Below are 17048 nucleotides of genomic sequence, written 5' to 3' on the forward strand. Positions count from 1 at the left end.
AACCGGCTGGTTGCCCATTTTCAATTTGCTTTCGTTTTTCTTTGTGATTAACTCCGATTCGAAAGTTAAATCGCCGAAGTGAAGAGGCGATCGCCGGGGAAGCGTCTGTTGGATCGGATTTTCGACCTCGCCATCATCGGAGGCGGCATCAACGGCTGCGGCATCGCGCGCGATGCGGTGGGCCGGGGCAATTCCGTTTTCCTTTGTGAAATGAATGACTTGGCGAGCGGGACGTCGTCCTGGTCGACCAAGCTGGTGCATGGCGGGCTGCGCTACCTCGAATATTACGAGTTTCGTCTGGTGCGCGAGGCGCTGATCGAACGCGAAATCCTCTGGCAGATCGCGCCCCACATCATCCGCCCGCTGCGTTTCGTTTTGCCGCACCATTCGGGGTTGCGGCCGGCATGGCTGCTGAGGCTAGGGTTGTTCCTGTACGACCACATCGGCGGCCGTCATCTGCTGCCGCCGACACGTTCGGTCGATCTCGCGCATGACGAGGTCGGAAAACCCTTGATCGCCAACCGCTACACCAAAGGTTTTGAGTACTCCGACTGCTTTGTCGATGACGCGCGGCTGGTCGTGCTCACTGCGCGGGACGCGGCCGATCGCGGCGCCGAGATCCACACGCGCGCGCGGGCGGTCGAGATCAGGCAGGTCGACGGCGTCTGGAACGTCACCGTCGAGGATACGCAAAGCGGCACCCGCACCACGATCCAGGCGCGCGCGCTGGTCAATGCCGGCGGCCCCTGGGTCGAACAGGTGCTGTCGTCCGGATCGGGCGTCAATTCACGCGCAAAGGTTCGCCTGGTGCAGGGCTCGCACATCGTGGTGCGCAAGCTCTACGACCACGACCGCGCCTACATTTTCCAGAACGCCGACGGCCGCATCATCTTCGTCATTCCCTATCAGGATGATTTCACGCTGATCGGCACCACCGATCGCGATTACGACGGCGACCCGGCCAAGGTGAAAGCCTCCACGGAAGAGATCGCCTATCTCTGCGCGTCCGCCAGCGAATACCTCGCCAAACCGGTAAAGCCGGAGGACCTGGTCTGGACTTATTCGGGCGTTCGTCCGCTCTATGACGACGGCGCCAGCGAAGCCAAGGCTGCGACGCGAGATTATGTGTTTGAACTCGATACGCCCGGCGGCGCGCCGCTGCTGTCGATCTATGGCGGCAAGATCACGACCTATCGTCGTCTCGCCGAAGAGGCGCTGGAACGGCTCGAGCCTTATTTGCGCAGTTCAAAGGCCAAAGAAGGCTGGACCGGCAAGTCGCCGCTGCCTGGTGGTGACATGGATGTTTCCGCAATCGCGGCGCTGACGGCGGAACTGACGCGGGACTATCCGTTCCTCATTCCCGCACATGCCAAGCGGTTGGCGCATGCCTATGGCACCCGCGCCAGCAAGGTGCTTGGCAACGCGAAATCGATGGCCGATCTCGGCCAGTCCTTTGGCGCGACCTTGACGGAGAGCGAAGTCAGGTACCTGATGTCGGCCGAATGGGCCTGCACCGCCGAAGACGTTGCGTGGCGCCGCTCCAAGCTCGGATTGCGGCTGTCCGCGGGCGAAATCGCCGTCCTCGACGAATGGATGGCCGCCCATCGCACGTCCGGTGAACGACCGCTGCGTGAAGCGGGAGGACGGACATGAGCGTCACGCTCGAACACGTCACGCGAACCGTCGACGGCATCGCGACCATCCGCGATGTGTCGCTGACGCTTGAGCGCGGCACGCTGAGCGTACTGCTCGGACCGACGCTTTCCGGCAAGACCTCGATCATGCGGCTGCTCGCCGGACTCGACAAGCCGGGATCAGGCCGCGTGCTGGTCGACGGCAACGATGTCACCGGATTCGACGTGCGCAAGCGTTCGGTCGCGATGGTCTATCAGCAGTTCATCAATTACCCCTCGCTGACGGTCTACGAGAACATCGCCTCGCCGCTCCGGGTGCAGGGCAAGCCGCGCGCGGAAATCGAGAAGCGCGTGCAGGAGGCGTCGCGTCTACTCAAACTCGAGCCGTATCTGCAGCGCACGCCGTTGCAACTGTCCGGCGGCCAGCAGCAGCGCACCGCGATTGCGCGCGCGCTGGTCAAGGGCGCCGATCTGGTGCTGCTCGACGAGCCGCTCGCCAATCTCGATTACAAGCTGCGCGAGGAGTTGCGCACCGAATTACCGCGCATCTTCGAGGCATCGGGCGCGATCTTTGTCTACGCGACCACCGAGCCTTCCGAAGCCCTGCTGCTCGGCGGCCGAACCGTCTGCATGTGGGAAGGCCAGGTGCTGCAGGCCGGCGATACCCCGAAGGTCTACCGGCATCCCGATACGCTGCGGGTGGCGCAGGTGTTTTCCGATCCGCCGCTCAATATTGTCGGCATCGAAAAGAAGAACGGCACGGTGCAATATGCCGGCGGCATCCAGGCGCCGGCCAGCGGGCTCTATGCCTCGCTTGCCGATGGGTCCTATCGTGTCGGCTTCCGCGCCCATCAGCTTGAAGTCGCCAATGGCATCGCCGGGCGCCACGCGTTTCAGGCCACCGTCACCGTGACCGAAATCACCGGCTCGGAAAGCTTCGTGCATCTGAGCCGCGACGCGTCGAACTGGGTCGCGGTGCTGCAGGGCGTCCACGAGTTCGAGCCGGGCCACGTGCTCGACGCCGTGCTCGACCCTGACAATCTTTTCGTATTCGACGCCGCCGACCGCCTGGTCGCGGCGCCGAAACAAGACAACGCGTGAGGGAGATGCCGCATGGCCCGCATTGACCTCGTCGATCTCGCACATTCCTACGGCGGCAATGACGCCGCGCCCGAATCCTTTGCGCTGAAGCCGGTGACGATGACCTGGCGGCAGGGCGGCGCCTATGCGCTGCTCGGGCCGTCCGGCTGCGGCAAGACCACGCTGCTCAACCTGATTTCCGGGATCGTGACGCCGTCGCGCGGCCAGATACTGTTCGACGGTGCCGATATCACACCGCTGTCAACCCAGAAGCGCAATATCGCGCAGGTGTTCCAGTTTCCGGTGATCTACGACACCATGACGGTCGGGCAGAACCTCGCATTCCCCTTGAAGAACCGCGGCGTCCCGAAAGCCGAAATCGACGCGCGCGTGAAGCAGATCGCCGACCTGCTCGACCTCACGCCGCATCTCGACCGCAAGGCAACGCGGCTGACCGCGGACGCCAAGCAGAAGATCTCGCTCGGCCGCGGCCTGGTGCGATCCGACGTCGCCGCGATCCTGTTCGACGAGCCGCTGACGGTGATCGATCCCGAATTGAAGTGGCAGTTGCGCTCCAAACTCAAGGCGCTGCATCGCGACCTCGATCTGACGATGATCTACGTCACCCATGACCAGACCGAGGCGCTGACCTTTGCCGATACGGTGGTGGTGATGCATGACGGCAGGGTGGTGCAGAGCGGCACGCCGGCCGAACTGTTCGATAAGCCCGCGCATACGTTCGTCGGCTACTTCATCGGCTCGCCCGGCATGAACATCGTGCCGGCCGAGGTGAAGGGCCGCGAGGCCCGGATCAGCGGCCATCCGATCGCGCTGAACCGCAGCTATGATTCGCTGCCGCCGGGCGCGAAGATCGAAGTTGGCGTGCGTCCGGAATTCGTCGACGTCGCGGCGCCCGCGCCGGGATTGCTGTCGGCCAATATCGAGCGCATCGACGATCTCGGCCGCGTCCGCTTCGCGCGCGTGCGGATCGGCGACGCCAAATTCGCCGCGCGCGTGCCGCCGGGGTTTTCAGTCTCCGGCGAAACCGCCGGACTGGTTTTCAATCCGTCGCATGTTCACGTCTATGCCGACAGCCGTCTGGTCGAGGGGACAGCTTGATGGACAAGACGATCAACCAAAAAGCCTGGTTCCTGGTGCTGCCGGTGTTTCTGGTGGTCGCGTTCTCCGCGATCCTGCCGCTGATGACGGTGGTGAACTATTCGATGCAGGACACCTTCGGCAACAACCAGTTCTTCTGGAACGGCGTCGGCTGGTTCAAGGAATTGCTCGACCCGTCGACCGATCTCGGTGGACGCTTCCTGGCGTCGCTCGGCCGCAACCTGCTGTTCTCGGCCATCATTCTCGCGATCGAGGTGCCGCTCGGGATCGTGGTCGCGCTGTCGATGCCGCGCGACGGCTGGAGCGTCGCCGCCTGCCTCGTGATCCTGGCGCTGCCGCTTTTGATTCCGTGGAACGTGGTCGGCACCATCTGGCAGATATTCGGACGGCCCGACATCGGCCTGCTCGGCTACACGCTGAACAGCCTGGGCATCAACTACAACTACGTCTCGAACGAGTTCGACGCCTGGGCCACCGTCATCGTGATGGATGTCTGGCACTGGACCAGCCTGGTCGCGCTGTTGTGCTACGCCGGACTGAAGTCGATCCCCGACGCCTATTACCAGGCGGCGCAGATCGACGGCGCCTCGCGCTGGGCGGTGTTCACGGCGATCCAGTTGCCGAAGATGAATCGCGTGCTGCTGATCGCGGTGCTGCTTCGCTTCATGGACAGTTTCATGATCTACACCGAGCCGTTCGTGGTGACCGGCGGCGGTCCCGGCAACTCGACCACCTTCGTCTCGATCGAACTGGTCAAGATCGCGCTCGGCCAATTCGACCTCGGCAAGGCCGCCGCACTCTCGCTGGTCTACAACCTCATCATCCTGATCGTGTGCTGGGTGTTCTATACCGTGATGACAAACGCCGGGGCCGAGCGCCCGGTCAAACAGGGAGCTGAATGATGCATTCGATTCCCGGACGCCGCATCATCCTCGTCAGCTTCCTGATCTTTCTGCTGTTGCCGATCTACTGGCTCGTCAACATGAGCTTCAAGACCAATGCCGAAATCGTCTCCACCATGACGCTGTGGCCGCACCAGCCGACGCTGGAAAACTACAAGCGCATCTTCACCGACGAGAGCTGGTATTCCGGCTACATCAACTCGCTGACCTATGTCCTGATCAACACTGTGATCTCGATTGCGGTGGCGCTGCCCGCGGCCTACGGCTTTTCGCGCTACCGTTTTCTCGGCGACAAGCATCTGTTCTTCTGGCTGCTGTCGAACCGCATGGCGCCGGCGGCGGTCTATGCGCTGCCGTTCTTCAATCTCTATTCGGCGATCAATTTGTTCGATACACCGTGGGCGGTGGCGCTGGCGCACTGCATCTTCAACGTCCCGCTCGCGGTCTGGATCCTCGAAGGTTTTGTCTCGGGCGTGCCACGCGAGATCGACGAGACGGCGTTCCTCGACGGTTATTCGTTCCCGCGCTTCTTCATCAAGATCCTGGTGCCCTTGATCGCGAGCGGCATCGGAGTCGCGGCATTCTTCTGCTTCATGTTCTCCTGGGTCGAACTGCTGCTGGCGCGCACGCTGACGTCGGTGAACGCAAAACCGATCTCGGCGATCATGACCCGAACGGTCTCGGCCGCCGGCATGGATTGGGGCCTGTTGGCTGCGGCCGGCGTGCTCACCATCATCCCCGGCGCGCTGGTGATCTGGTTCGTCCGCAACTACATCGCGCGCGGTTTCGCGCTCGGCCGAGTGTAGGGGGCATTCATGGAACACATCGCATGGATGGCCTGGACGCTTCCGACCGCGATCTTCTTCGTGATGCTGTCGCTGACGCTGGGTGTCATGACGTGGCTTGCGGCGGCGTATCCCGAGGCCGAGCGCGTCGGCGTGCTGCGCATTCCGACCACGCGCGGCGACCGGCTGTTCATCTCGCTGGTGCTCGCCGCGGTCATCCACCTGTTGTGGATCGCCTTTGTCGGCATCGATGCGATCGCGACGCTGCCGATCGGAGAGGGCGTTGAAATATCGAGCCTGTGGCTCGCTACCGTGATTTCGCTTGTTTCGGCCGTGGTGGTTTTCCGCACCGTCTGATGAAGCGAAAAAAGACAGATCCGGGATCAACCCGGGCCTGAAAATTGTTTGTCGCTGCAACCGGAGGACTCAACATGCGACGTTTTAGAGGAAGGAACGGCCCATTGACCAAGGAGAGCTTTCTGACGATGACCAGCGCGGCTGCGCTGATCGCAGCTTCCGTGACGATCGCCGCACCTGCTCGTGCGGACGATGCGGTCAATCAGCGCTGGATCGACAGCGAATTCCAGCCCTCGACGCTGTCGAAGGCCGACCAGTTGAAGGAACTGCAGTGGTTCGAAAAGGCCGCCCAGCCCTTCAAGGGGATGGAAATCAACGTGGTGTCGGAAACCATCACGACGCATGAATATGAATCCAAGACCCTGGCGAAAGCCTTCACCGAGATCACCGGCATCAAGCTCAAGCACGATTTGATCCAGGAAGGTGACGTGGTCGAAAAGCTGCAGACCCAGATGCAGTCCGGCAAGAACGTCTATGACGGCTGGATCAACGACTCGGACCTGATCGGCACCCACTTCCGCTACAACCAGACGGTCGTGCTGTCGGATTACATGACCGGCGAAGGCAAGGACGTCACCAACCCCGGGCTCGACGTCAACGACTTCATCGGCAAATCCTTCACGACGGGCCCCGACGGCAAGCTCTATCAGCTGCCCGTCCAGCAGTTCGCGAACCTCTATTGGTTCCGCTACGACTGGTTCTCCAATCCGGACTACAAGGCCAAGTTCAAGGCCAAATATGGCTACGATCTCGGCGTGCCCGTGAACTGGTCTGCCTATGAAGACATCGCCGAGTTCTTCACCAACGATATCAAGGAGATCAACGGCGCCAAGGTCTATGGTCACATGGACTACGGCAAGAAGGATCCCTCGCTCGGCTGGCGGTTCACCGATGCCTGGCTGTCGATGGCCGGCAACGGTGACAAGGGCATCCCGAACGGCAAGCCGGTCGACGAATGGGGCATCCGTATGGAAGGCTGCCGTCCGGTGGGTTCATCCGTCGAGCGCGGCGGTGACACCAATGGTCCGGCGGCGGTCTATTCGATCGCCAAATATCTCGACTGGATGAAGAAGTATGCCCCGCCGCAGGCGCAAGGCATGACCTTCGGCGAGGCTGGACCGGTACCGGCGCAAGGCAACATCGCCCAGCAGATCTTCTGGTACACCGCCTTCACCGCCGACATGGTGAAGCCCGGTATTGCCGTCGTGAACGCCGACGGTTCGCCGAAGTGGCGTATGGCGCCGTCGCCGCACGGCTCGTACTGGAAGGAAGGCATGAAGCTCGGCTACCAGGACGCCGGCTCGGCGACGCTCCTGAAGTCGACCCCGGCGGACCGCCGCAAGGCGGCCTGGCTCTATCTGCAGTTCATCACCTCCAAGACGGTGAGCTTGAAGAAGAGCCATGTCGGTCTCACGTTCATTCGTGAATCCGACATCTGGGACAAGTCGTTCACCGAGCGTGCGCCGAAGCTCGGCGGCCTGATCGAGTTCTACCGCTCGCCCGCGCGCGTGCAGTGGACCCCGACCGGCAACAACGTGCCTGACTATCCGAAGCTCGCGCAATTGTGGTGGCAGAACATCGGCGATGCGTCGTCCGGTGCGAAGACGCCGCAAGCCGCGATGGACGCCCTGGCGGCAGCCCAGGACTCCGTGCTCGAGCGTCTGGAGAAATCCAACGTGCAGGGCGCCTGCGGGCCGAAGCTGAACAAGAAGGAGACCGCCGAATTCTGGTTCGCCAAGTCGGAGAAGGACGGCAACGTCGCTCCGCAGCGCAAGCTGGCGAACGAGAAGCCGAAGGGCGAAACCGTCGACTACGACACACTGGTGAAGTCGTGGCCGGCAACACCGCCGAAGCGGGCAGAAGCGAAGTAAGCCTCGCGATTACGAGTGATGCAAAAACTAAAGGCCGGGAGCGATCCCGGCCTTTTTTCTTTCCGTCATTGCGAGGAGCGAAGCGACGAAGCAATCCAGTGTTAGGGAAGCGCTATGGATTGCTTCGCTTCGCTCGCAATGACGGTGGAGAGAGTTGCGCGCTACTCCGCCGCCTGCCTCGCCCCGAGTGTCGGATAGTCCGTATATCCCTTCGCGCCGCCGCCATAGAACGTTGCCTTGTCGAACGCGTTCAGCGGTGCGCCCTTCTTCAGGCGTTCGACCAGGTCGGGGTTGGAGATGAACGGCTTGCCGAACGCGATCAAATCGGCCGCGTCCTCCGCCAGCACCTTGGTCGCCAGATCGAAGTCGTAGCCGTTGTTGGCGACATAGGCCTGCTTGAATCGCTTGCGCAACGAACCATAGTCGAACGGCGCATTGTCGCGCGGGCCGCCGGTCGCGCCCTCGACGACGTGGATGTAAGTCAGCTTCAGCGCGTTGAGCCCATCCACGATGTGATCGAACAGCGGCTGCGGATTTGAATCTGACACATCGTTGGCCGGCGTCACCGGCGAAATGCGGATGCCGGTGCGCTCGGCGCCGGCGACCGCGGCTACCGCCTTCGATACTTCCAGCATCAATTTGGCGCGGTTCTCGATTGCACCACCATAAGCATCGGTACGCTTGTTGGTACCGTCCTTGGCGAACTGGTCGAGCAGATAGCCGTTGGCGCCGTGGATTTCGATGCCGTCAAAACCGGCGGCGAGCGCATTCTCGGTGCCGCGCTTGAAGTCTTCGATGATCCCCGGAATTTCCGACAGGTCGAGCTCGCGCGGCTCGGAGATGTCGGTGAAGGTGCCGTTGACAAAAGTCTTGCCCTTGGCGCGGATCGCGGACGGAGCCACCGGCTTGCCACCGCCGGGCTGCAAGGAATCGTGCGAGATGCGGCCGACATGCCAGATCTGGATGAAGATGCGCCCGCCCTGCTCGTGGACGCGGTCGGTGACCTTGCGCCAGCCCGCGACCTGCTCCCTGGAGTAGATGCCGGGCGTGTCCTGATAGCCCTGGCCCTGCTGTGAGATCTGGCTGGCCTCGGTGATCAACAATCCCGCGGAAGCGCGCTGGCCGTAATAGTCGATGGCGAGTGGGCTCGGCACGAAGCTGCCAGGCACCGCGCGGTTGCGGGTCAGCGGCGCCATGACAAGGCGGTTCGGCAGCGTGATTCCGCCGAGCTTGTAGGGCTCGAATAGTTTGGTCTGGCTCATGAAGGGATTTCCGATGATGAATGATAGGGAACAGTTGGGGCATTACGGCGGATTGCGCAATGCCCCAGCCATTCGGCCGGTGCAGGCTAGGTGCGCACAATCCCGGCCATATGACCGGCGTCGAGGAACAGGGTGTGGGCGTTGACGTAGGATGATTCATTCGAAATCAGGAACAGCGCAGCATAGGCCACCTCCCAGCCGGTGCCCTGGCGGCCGAACGGCACCGTCAGCGCGCGGTCGGCCCGCCTGCGGCTGGCATCGCGGCCCATCGGGGAATCGATGAAGCCGGGCGCGATCACATTGCAGCGAATGCCCTTTTCTTCACCGGCCCGCGCGATGGCGCGGCCGAGCGCGATCTGGGCGGCCTTGGAGGATTCATAGGCCGGGTTGCGGCCATTGGCGCGCTGGCTCGCCATCGACGAGGTCAGCGTGATCGCGCCGCCCGGCGACATCACTTCGAGCGCGGCTTGTGCGAACAGCATGTGGCTGCGCACGTTGACGGCATAATCCTTGTCCCAGGCTTCCGCCGTCATCTTCGGCAGCGACAGCCCGCAGGAAATTCCGACATTCAGCGCGAGACCATCGAGGCCGCCGAGTTGTTTGGTGCAGCGCGCGAGCGCCGGCGCAATTGCAGCTATGTCGGAGACGTCAACCACATCCGTAAACGCCCTGCCGCCTTCGCTTGTGATCTGCTTGACCGTGTCGTCGGCGGCTTCCTTGTTGATGTCGATGCAGGCGACATGCGCGCCCTCGCGCGCGAACAATACCGACATCGCGCGGCCATTGCCGATCGGCGGCTCCTCGTCGACGATGTTGCGCTGGCCGGCCCCGACCACGATGATGCGGCGCCCTTCCAGCCGGCCGCGACCTTTCGCGAGCCCGAGCGTTTCGGCGTGAAGCGAAGCGGCGGGATCGAGTTGCTTTGGCGCTTGCGTGGTGGTGGACATCGGCAGTCTCCCTTTTTTATTGCTTATTGTATTCCGTCATTGCGAGCGAAGCGAAGCAATCCATCTCACCGCGAAAAGAGAGAATGGATTGTTTCGTCGCAAGTGCTCCTCGCAATGACGGGGATCGTCATTCCGGGATGGTCCGAAGGACCAGACCTCAGGTGCGCAATTGCGCACCAGGGAATCTCGAGATCCCGGGTTCAGTCCTGCGGACTGCCCCGGGATGACCTATCGGTCAATTCGCGCCCATGTAATCGCGCTTGCCGACCTCGACGCCATTGTGGCGCAGGATGCCGTGGGCGATGGCGGCATGGAAGTAGAATTGCGGAAGCGAGAAGTTCGAAATGAACTGCTGGCCCTTCAGCGTCATGGTCTTGTCCGGACCCATCGGAAAGGTGACGTCCCTGGTGTCCGCGCCCTCGAACTGCTGGGGCTTGAACGACTTGACGTAGTCAACGGTCCTGGCGAGCCGCTGGCGCAATTCCTCAAAAGTCTTTTCGGTGTCGGGTGTCGACGGCACTTCGCTATGGGTGACGCGGGCACAACCCTGACCGCAAAATCGGTGGCAAGCTGGATCTGCTTGGAGAGCGGCAGCATGTCCGGATAGAGGCGCGAACCTAACAGCACCTCGGGCTGGATCTTCTTCGCCTCGCAATGCGCTTCTGCCTTGGTGAGCAAGCCGGAGAGGCTGTTGAGAATCTGCAGATAGGCCGGAACCGTGGCGTCGTAAAAGGACATGTGATGCTCTTTTCGTTGTGTGGAATTTTATCGCATGCAGAGACTGCGTGCTGCAGGTGGGGCGGGGGAGAGGAGATTGCAACGCGTAGGCCGTGGGAAATGTAGTCAAATATTGTCCGCGGGGCCTTCTTACCTCGCCCCGCTTGCGGGGAGAGGTCGCCGCGCTTTTGCGCGGCGGGTGAGGGGGCACAGGTACAACAACTGGCATCAGTGATCGTGTGAGAGCCCCTCACCCCGACCCTCTCCCCGCGAAGAGCGGGGCGAGGGAGCATTAAGAGCGGAGACTACCTCGCCTGCGGCATCACCGCCGCCGCGGGCTCCGCACGCGGCCCGCGCATCCGCGCCAGTAACTCCGCGGTCGGCCAGGAATCCGCCGGCAGGCCGTATTTGATCTGCATCGTCTTCACCGCGGTGCGGCTGAGCTGTCCCATGATGCCGTCGACCTTGCCGACGTTGAAACCGGCGCGCACCAGGAGCTGCTGCAATTCCTTGAGCTCGTTGAGCGGCAGTTGCGCCACCGGCGCGCTGGGCTGGCGCATCGGTGCGGCACCCGCGATACGGGCCGCGAGATAACCGGCGGTGGTCGAATAGATCAGCGAGTTGTTCCATTCGGTGTAGGCTGCGAAATTGGCGTAGGCCAGGAACGCCGGACCGGTGCGGCCCATCGGCAACAACATCGACGCCGGCAGATCGTCGTTCGGCAACGGTTTGCCGTCGGCAAAGGTGACGCCGAGCTGCGCCCATTTCGAGCGCGGCAGTTTGATCGTGAGGTCGGCCTGGTCCCAAGGGAGATTCTGCGGCGCGCGCACTTCCTGCAGCCACGGCTCGCCGCGCCGCCATTTCAATCCATTGGCGATGTAGTTTGCGGTCGAGCCGATCACGTCGGGCGCGCTGCTCAGGAGATTGCGATGCCCGTCGCCGTCGTAATCGACCGCGTAGTTGAAATAATGCGTCGGCAAAAATTGCGTCTGGCCGAGTTCGCCGGCCCACGATCCGATCATCTCGCTTGCCGTGAGATCGCCGCGATCGACGATCTTGAGCGCGGCGATCGTCTCCTTCTGGAACATTTCCGAGCGGCGGCAGTCATACGCCAGCGACACCAGCGACGGCAGCGTATGCAGCTTGCCGAGCTCAGCGCCAAAACTGCTCTCCAGCCCCCAGAACGCGGCGATCACGGCCGGCGGCACGCCGTATTCCTTCTCGGCGCGATTGAACGCTGCCTGATGCATCCGGATTCGCGCCTGCGCATTTTTCGCAGCACCTTCGGATGCTCTATTCCGCGAAAACTCGGTGAACACCTGGCCGAACACGCGCTGGCCGCGGTCGCGGTTGACGATGCTCTGGTCGTAGACGAGGTAGGGGGCGGCTTCCGCCATCGCGCGCTGCGAGACGCCTTCCGCCACCGCCTGCTGCTTGAGCTCAGTGAGGAAGCGATCGAAACTCATGCCGTTGTGGCACGCCGCACCGCCGCGCGGGGCCGCGGCGACGGGTCGCGCGGCCGGCTGTTGGCCCGGCACCGCAGCGGGCCTGGGCTGAGGCGCAACCGCCGGCCTGGGCTGAGGCGCAGCCGCGGGCCTGGCGGGCGCTGGGCGCGCGGGAGCCGGGGCTGGTTGGGACAAGGCCTGCTGCGGTCCGGAGAGGATCGCCAGCAGCACTGCGCCAGGAAGGAGATGGGTCGTCGAAAAATTTCGCATGCAGTTTCCGATGGGGCAAACGGCGAGAGGCGGTGTTCACCCTCCAGGGGAGGGTAAGGACAGATGGACGGGTAGACGAGGCCACGTGGCGGGCGCTGGCGTCAAGGATATCCGTGCTTCCGACGATGTGAGAACAAGCCCGCTTCCTGCATAGGAGCCTGCCGCCAGAACCGCAGCCCGGAGGCTGTTCCAACCCGCATCGCCCGTGTAGGCTACCGCAACTGCCGGCCACATAGGCCGACGTCCAAATGGGGCGGGCAGAAAATGGGAGATGACGGACAACCATGACGGAACTCCGATATTTGGCGCCCAATTCGCTTGATGAAGCGATCAAGGCGTTCGCCGCGGCCGGAAGTGCAGGGCGCATCCTGGCGGGCGGTACCGATCTTCTGGTGCAGATGCGCGCCGGCGTCGTGAAACCGGGCCTGATCGTCGACATCAAGAAAATCGCCGAGATGACGAAAATCGAGCAAACCGCCGATGGCGGGTTTCGCGTCGGCGCCGCCGTTTCCGGCATGGCGCTGCATGATCATGTCAGTTTCGGCAAGGTCTGGCCCGGCGTGCTGGAGGCCGTCAACCTGATCGGCTCCAAACAAGTCCAGGGGCGGGCGTCCGCCGGCGGCAATCTCTGCAACGGCTCGCCGGCCGGCGACAGCGTGCCCGCCATGGTCGCTGCCGGTGCGATCGTCACGGTGCAAGGGCCGGATGGCCGCCGTGAGTTGCCGGTGGAACAGGTGCCGGCGGGTCCCGGCCGCACCAATTTCAAACCCGGCGAAATCCTCGTCAGCTTCACGCTGCCGCCGCGGCCGAAAGGCTCGAGCGACGCGTATCTGCGCATGATCCCGCGCACTGAAATGGACATCGCCGTGGTCGGCCTTGGCGTCAGCCTGACGCTGAAGGACGGCGTCTGCACCGCCGTCCGCGTCGGCCTCGGCGCTGTCGCGCCGACCGTGCTGCTGGTTGAAGCGGCCGCCAAAGCTCTGATCGGCAGCAAGCTCGACGAAGCCGCGCTTAATGCGGCCGCCGCCGCCTGTTCCGCCGCCTGCCGTCCGATCGACGACAAGCGCGGCACGATCGCTTACCGCACCAAAGTGGCCGGTGTGCTGCTCAAGCGCACCACCGCGATTGCCGCCCAACGCGCCAAAGGGAATTAAGCTTCATGGCCAAGGTCCACGTCTCAACCACCATCAACGGCGAACCGTCAGAGTTTCTCTGCGAGCCCAACGACACCATGCTCGATGCGCTGCGCGGGCCGCTCGGGCTCACCGGCTCCAAGGAAGGCTGCGCCTCCGGCGACTGCGGCGCCTGCAGCATCACGGTCGATGACAACCTCATCTGTTCCTGCCTGATGCTCGCGGTCGAATCCGAAGGCCACGAGCTCCGCACCATCGAAGGCATGGCCCAGGGCGAAAAGCTGCATCCGCTGCAGCAGAAGTTTCTGGAAATGGCCGCGCTTCAGTGCGGCATCTGCACCTCGGGCATGCTGGTGGCATCGGACGCGCTGCTGAAGCGGAATCCGAAGCCGAGCGAGGAAGAGGTTCGCTTCTGGCTCGCCGGCAATCTCTGCCGGTGCACCGGTTATGACAAGATCGTTCGCGCTGTCATGGACACCGCGGCCGAAATGCGCGCCCAATAAAAGCCGGAGCCAGCACCATGACCGTCGTTACCAACAACAAGTGGATCGGCCAGCGCACCATTCGTCCAGACGGTATGGACAAGGTGACCGGCCGCGCGCAGTTCGCCGCCGACACCAACATGCCCGGCATGATCTGGGGCAAGGTGTTGCGCAGCCCGCACGCGCATGCGCGCATCAAGTCGATCAACACCGCGAAGGCGGAAGCGCTGCCCGGCGTCAAGGCCGTCGTCACCGCGCGCGACATCGTCGATTTCCCGATCGAGAAGGGCGCCGTCATGCTCGGCATCCAGGACATGCGCTGGATGTGCCGCAACGTGATGGCGCGCGAAAAGGCGCTGTTTCCCGGGCACCCCATTGCAGCCGTTGCCGCTACATCAGAAGCGATTGCAGCCGAAGCCTGCAAGCTGATCGAGGTCGACTACGAAGTGCTGCCTTTCGTGATCGAGATCGAGGACGCGATCAAATCCGACGCGCCGATCCTGCACGAGTTCAACAAGTTCGAGGGCAAGCCCTCCAACATCGCCGGCCGGATCGAGCACAAGAAGGGCGATCTCGCCGAAGGCTTCAAGAAGGCCGACATCGTCATCGAGCGCAGCTTCACGACGCGCCCGGTGCATCAGGGCTATATCGAGCCGCATGCGTGTCTGATCAGCGTCGCGCCCGATGGCAAGACCACGATCTGGAGCTCCAGCCAGGGCCAGTTCATGGTCCGCGCGATGACGGCCCATCTCACCGGCATCCCGCAGAGCGACATCCGCGCCATCCCCGCCGAGATCGGCGGCGGTTTTGGTGGCAAGACCATCGTCTATCTCGAACCGCTGGCGACGCTGCTCGCGAAAAAGTCCGGCCGCCCGGTGAAGATGGTGATGACGCGCGAGGAAGTGATGCGCGCGACCGGGCCCACGTCTGGCTCGAAGAGCACGGTGAAGATCGGCGCCACCAAGGACGGCAAGATCGTCGCCGCGCACGGCACCTTTTATCTGCAGGCAGGCGCCCTCCCGGGCTCGCCGATCCGCGGCGCGGCCGGCTGCAGTTTTACGCCCTACGACATCCCGAACCTGCTGTCGGAAGGCTATGACGTCTGCTCCAACCGCTCGAAAGTGGCGGCCTATCGCGCGCCGGGCGCGCCGATCGGCGCTTACGCGGTGGAATGCGTGCTCGACGAAGTCGCCGAGGCGCTGAAGATGGACCCGCTCGACTTCCGCCTGAAGAATGCCGCCAAGGAAGGAACCAAAGCCGCGCACGGCCCGACCTTCCCGCGCATCGGCTACATCGAGACGGTGGAAGCGGCAAAGGCGTCGGATCACTACAAGGCGCCGCTGGGAAAACTTCAAGGACGCGGCGTCGCATCCGGCTTCTGGTTCAACGCCGGCGGCGAATCCTCCGCGCAGGTCAACATCACCGAGGACGGCAACGTCGTCGTCACCACGGGCCATCCCGATATCGGTGGCTCACGCGCCGGCATTGCCAACATCTGCGCCGAGTTGCTCGGCATCGACTATCGCCGCGTCTCGGTCCTGATCGGCGACACGGCCACCATCGGCTTCTCGAACCTCACCGGCGGCAGCCGCGTGCTGTTCGCCTCCTCGATCGTGGTGACGCAGTCGGCCGAAAAGATCATCCACACCCTGCGCGAGCGCGCGGCCAAGATCTGGGAAATCGATCCTGAAGCCGTGAAGTGGGAAGACGGCGCGGCGCATCCGGTGAGCCCGAATGCCGGCCAATTCCCGCCGCTGACCCTGAAGGATCTCGCGGAGAAGGCGCCCGCGATGGGCGGCCCGATCGGCGCCGGCGTGCAGCTCAACACGCAAGGCGCGGACGGCGGCTTTGGCACGCACATCTGCGACGTCGAGGTCGACGTCGATCTCGGCATCGCGCGCGTGATCCGCTACACCGCCGTGCAGGATGTCGGCCGCGCCATCCACCCCGGCTATGTCGAGGGCCAGCTGCAGGGCGGCGTCGCGCAAGGCATCGGCTGGGCGCTGAATGAGGAATACATCTATACGAAGGAGGGCAAGGTCGATAATCCCGGCTTCCTCGACTATCGCATGCCGGTGTGTTCGGACCTGCCGATGATCGACTGCATCATGGTCGAGGTGCCGAACCCGAAACACCCGCAAGGCGTCAAGGGCGTCGGCGAAGTGCCGCTGGTCCCCGTGATGGCCGCGGTGGCGAATGCGATCTACAACGCGCTCGGCAAACGCTTCTACGCCTTGCCGATGTCGCCGCCGAAGGTGCTGGAAGTGATCGACGCGCCGGAGACACGGCAGGCGGCGGAGTGAATAATTGATTGCGTAGGGTGGGTGGAGCGCAGCGATACCCACCACTTGTCCCGACGAAAGAAAGATGGTGGGTTACGCTTCGCTAACCCACCCTACTTCTTAGCCCGCCATATACACCAATCATGACTGGACAGGCCGCCTCAACCTTCGAAACCCGCCGCCGCGCGCTTGCATTCGTCATCCTGTTGCTCGCGCTTTCGGTATCGAACGGTGCGGACGCCCAGTCCACCGCACCAATTCCACAATCCCGGGATTACCCGGCGGGCGAGCCGTTCCGAGGCCGCGCGGCAAAGGTCGATTTGAAACCACCGGAGAACCGGGAATATCGGACGCGGCTTCGGGAAGCCGCGAGCCAGCCGGCCAATTTCGCCGGCCACTACGTTCTCACCACATGGGGCTGCGGCACCGGCTGCGTGCTCGGCGCCGCGGTGGACCTGAAGTCCGGAAAGGTGATTTTTCTGCCAGGGTCGGTTTGCTGTTGGGCAATAGACGTGCCCCAGAATTTCGAACCGGTCGATTTCCAGTTGCAGAGCCGCCTCATAGCCCTGAACGGGCAGCTCAACGAACAAGGCCCGGCAGGTCCGCATTACTTTGAACTGGCGAACGGTGCATTCAAGGCGGTACCGTCGACGTCAGGCAAACGCTAACATGCGTAGCCCGGATGAGCGGAAGCGACATCCGGGTCTTCTCTGTTTCCCGCATATCGCTCCGCTCATGCGGGCTACGCAAAAAACAAAAAAG

General features: G+C 63.2%; 14 protein-coding genes and 1 pseudogene. 11 read left to right on the forward strand and 4 right to left on the reverse strand.

Annotation, left to right across the window (positions count from 1 at the left end; translation table 11 throughout):
- Positions 1-108: 108 nt before the first annotated feature.
- The 7 genes from glpD to JQ629_RS08430 all read left to right on the forward strand — a co-directional run bounded on the left by glpD (position 109) and on the right by JQ629_RS08430 (position 7748).
- Positions 109-1653, forward strand: a complete 1545-nt coding sequence (gene glpD, locus JQ629_RS08400; RefSeq protein WP_212412260.1) for a glycerol-3-phosphate dehydrogenase — start codon at positions 109-111, stop codon at positions 1651-1653.
- Positions 1650-2735: an ABC transporter ATP-binding protein gene (locus tag JQ629_RS08405; RefSeq protein WP_212412261.1), complete on the forward strand. Its 1086-nt coding sequence runs from the start codon at positions 1650-1652 to the stop codon at positions 2733-2735. Before glpD ends, JQ629_RS08405 begins: the two co-directional genes overlap by 4 nt.
- A gap of 12 nt (positions 2736-2747) precedes the next feature.
- A complete protein-coding gene (locus tag JQ629_RS08410) occupies positions 2748-3833 on the forward strand; it encodes an ABC transporter ATP-binding protein (protein ID WP_212412262.1) in 1086 nt (361 codons plus the stop codon).
- Positions 3833-4735, forward strand: coding sequence for a carbohydrate ABC transporter permease (locus JQ629_RS08415; RefSeq protein WP_192738501.1), 903 nt, complete (start codon positions 3833-3835; stop codon positions 4733-4735). Before JQ629_RS08410 ends, JQ629_RS08415 begins: the two co-directional genes overlap by 1 nt.
- Entirely contained in the window at positions 4735-5541 is an 807-nt protein-coding gene (locus tag JQ629_RS08420; RefSeq protein ID WP_212262606.1) for a carbohydrate ABC transporter permease, read from the forward strand. Before JQ629_RS08415 ends, JQ629_RS08420 begins: the two co-directional genes overlap by 1 nt.
- 9 nt (positions 5542-5550) lie before the next feature.
- A complete protein-coding gene (locus JQ629_RS08425) occupies positions 5551-5877 on the forward strand; it encodes a DUF2160 domain-containing protein (RefSeq protein WP_192738503.1) in 327 nt (108 codons plus the stop codon).
- A gap of 74 nt (positions 5878-5951) precedes the next feature.
- Positions 5952-7748: an ABC transporter substrate-binding protein gene (locus JQ629_RS08430; RefSeq protein WP_212412263.1), complete on the forward strand. Its 1797-nt coding sequence runs from the start codon at positions 5952-5954 to the stop codon at positions 7746-7748.
- 161 nt (positions 7749-7909) lie between these two features.
- On the opposite strand, the gene JQ629_RS08435 is transcribed toward JQ629_RS08430, so the two are convergent.
- The 4 genes and pseudogenes from JQ629_RS08435 to JQ629_RS08450 form a co-directional block, all read right to left on the reverse strand.
- Entirely contained in the window at positions 7910-9010 is a 1101-nt protein-coding gene (locus JQ629_RS08435; protein ID WP_212412264.1) for an alkene reductase, read from the reverse strand.
- Positions 9011-9096: 86 nt separating this feature from the next.
- A complete protein-coding gene (locus JQ629_RS08440; RefSeq protein WP_212412265.1) occupies positions 9097-9957 on the reverse strand; it encodes an SDR family NAD(P)-dependent oxidoreductase in 861 nt (286 codons plus the stop codon).
- 235 nt (positions 9958-10192) lie between these two features.
- Positions 10193-10695, reverse strand: a pseudogene (locus JQ629_RS08445) (DUF1993 domain-containing protein).
- Positions 10696-10979: 284 nt separating this feature from the next.
- A complete protein-coding gene (locus JQ629_RS08450) occupies positions 10980-12389 on the reverse strand; it encodes a lytic murein transglycosylase (RefSeq protein WP_212412266.1) in 1410 nt (469 codons plus the stop codon).
- A gap of 284 nt (positions 12390-12673) precedes the next feature.
- On the opposite strand from JQ629_RS08450, the gene JQ629_RS08455 reads away from it, so the two are divergent.
- The 4 genes from JQ629_RS08455 (at position 12674) to JQ629_RS08470 (ending at position 16954) form a co-directional block, all read left to right on the forward strand.
- Entirely contained in the window at positions 12674-13543 is an 870-nt protein-coding gene (locus tag JQ629_RS08455) for an FAD binding domain-containing protein (RefSeq protein ID WP_212412267.1), read from the forward strand.
- A gap of 5 nt (positions 13544-13548) precedes the next feature.
- The gene (locus tag JQ629_RS08460; protein WP_211997762.1) at positions 13549-14025 is read left to right on the forward strand and encodes a (2Fe-2S)-binding protein; all 477 of its coding nucleotides are present in this window, start codon (positions 13549-13551) and stop codon (positions 14023-14025) included.
- A 17-nt stretch (positions 14026-14042) separates the two neighbouring features.
- Complete coding sequence (locus JQ629_RS08465) at positions 14043-16307, forward strand: xanthine dehydrogenase family protein molybdopterin-binding subunit (protein ID WP_212412268.1); 2265 nt, start codon at positions 14043-14045, stop codon at positions 16305-16307.
- A gap of 122 nt (positions 16308-16429) precedes the next feature.
- On the forward strand, positions 16430-16954 hold the full coding sequence (locus JQ629_RS08470) for a hypothetical protein (RefSeq protein WP_212412269.1): 525 nt from the start codon (positions 16430-16432) through the stop codon (positions 16952-16954).
- The last annotated feature ends 94 nt before the right edge of the window (positions 16955-17048 follow it).

Origin of the sequence: Bradyrhizobium sp. AUGA SZCCT0222, assembly GCF_018130205.1 — a bacterium.
In the GTDB taxonomy this organism is placed as follows: domain Bacteria; phylum Pseudomonadota; class Alphaproteobacteria; order Rhizobiales; family Xanthobacteraceae; genus Bradyrhizobium.

Bases quoted from the DNA above. Each gene is read 5' to 3' on its own strand.
- JQ629_RS08420 (WP_212262606.1), top strand. From the start codon at position 4,735: ATGCATTCGATTCCCGGACGCCGCATCATCCTCGTCAGCTTCCTGATC.
- JQ629_RS08450 (WP_212412266.1), bottom strand. From the start codon at position 12,389: ATGCGAAATTTTTCGACGACCCATCTCCTTCCTGGCGCAGTGCTGCTG.
- JQ629_RS08440 (WP_212412265.1), bottom strand. From the start codon at position 9,957: ATGTCCACCACCACGCAAGCGCCAAAGCAACTCGATCCCGCCGCTTCG.
- JQ629_RS08425 (WP_192738503.1), top strand. From the start codon at position 5,551: ATGGAACACATCGCATGGATGGCCTGGACGCTTCCGACCGCGATCTTC.
- JQ629_RS08465 (WP_212412268.1), top strand. From the start codon at position 14,043: ATGACCGTCGTTACCAACAACAAGTGGATCGGCCAGCGCACCATTCGT.
- JQ629_RS08460 (WP_211997762.1), top strand. From the start codon at position 13,549: ATGGCCAAGGTCCACGTCTCAACCACCATCAACGGCGAACCGTCAGAG.
- JQ629_RS08405 (WP_212412261.1), top strand. From the start codon at position 1,650: ATGAGCGTCACGCTCGAACACGTCACGCGAACCGTCGACGGCATCGCG.
- JQ629_RS08415 (WP_192738501.1), top strand. From the start codon at position 3,833: ATGGACAAGACGATCAACCAAAAAGCCTGGTTCCTGGTGCTGCCGGTG.
- JQ629_RS08410 (WP_212412262.1), top strand. From the start codon at position 2,748: ATGGCCCGCATTGACCTCGTCGATCTCGCACATTCCTACGGCGGCAAT.
- JQ629_RS08470 (WP_212412269.1), top strand. From the start codon at position 16,430: ATGACTGGACAGGCCGCCTCAACCTTCGAAACCCGCCGCCGCGCGCTT.
- JQ629_RS08430 (WP_212412263.1), top strand. From the start codon at position 5,952: ATGCGACGTTTTAGAGGAAGGAACGGCCCATTGACCAAGGAGAGCTTT.
- JQ629_RS08455 (WP_212412267.1), top strand. From the start codon at position 12,674: ATGACGGAACTCCGATATTTGGCGCCCAATTCGCTTGATGAAGCGATC.
- JQ629_RS08435 (WP_212412264.1), bottom strand. From the start codon at position 9,010: ATGAGCCAGACCAAACTATTCGAGCCCTACAAGCTCGGCGGAATCACG.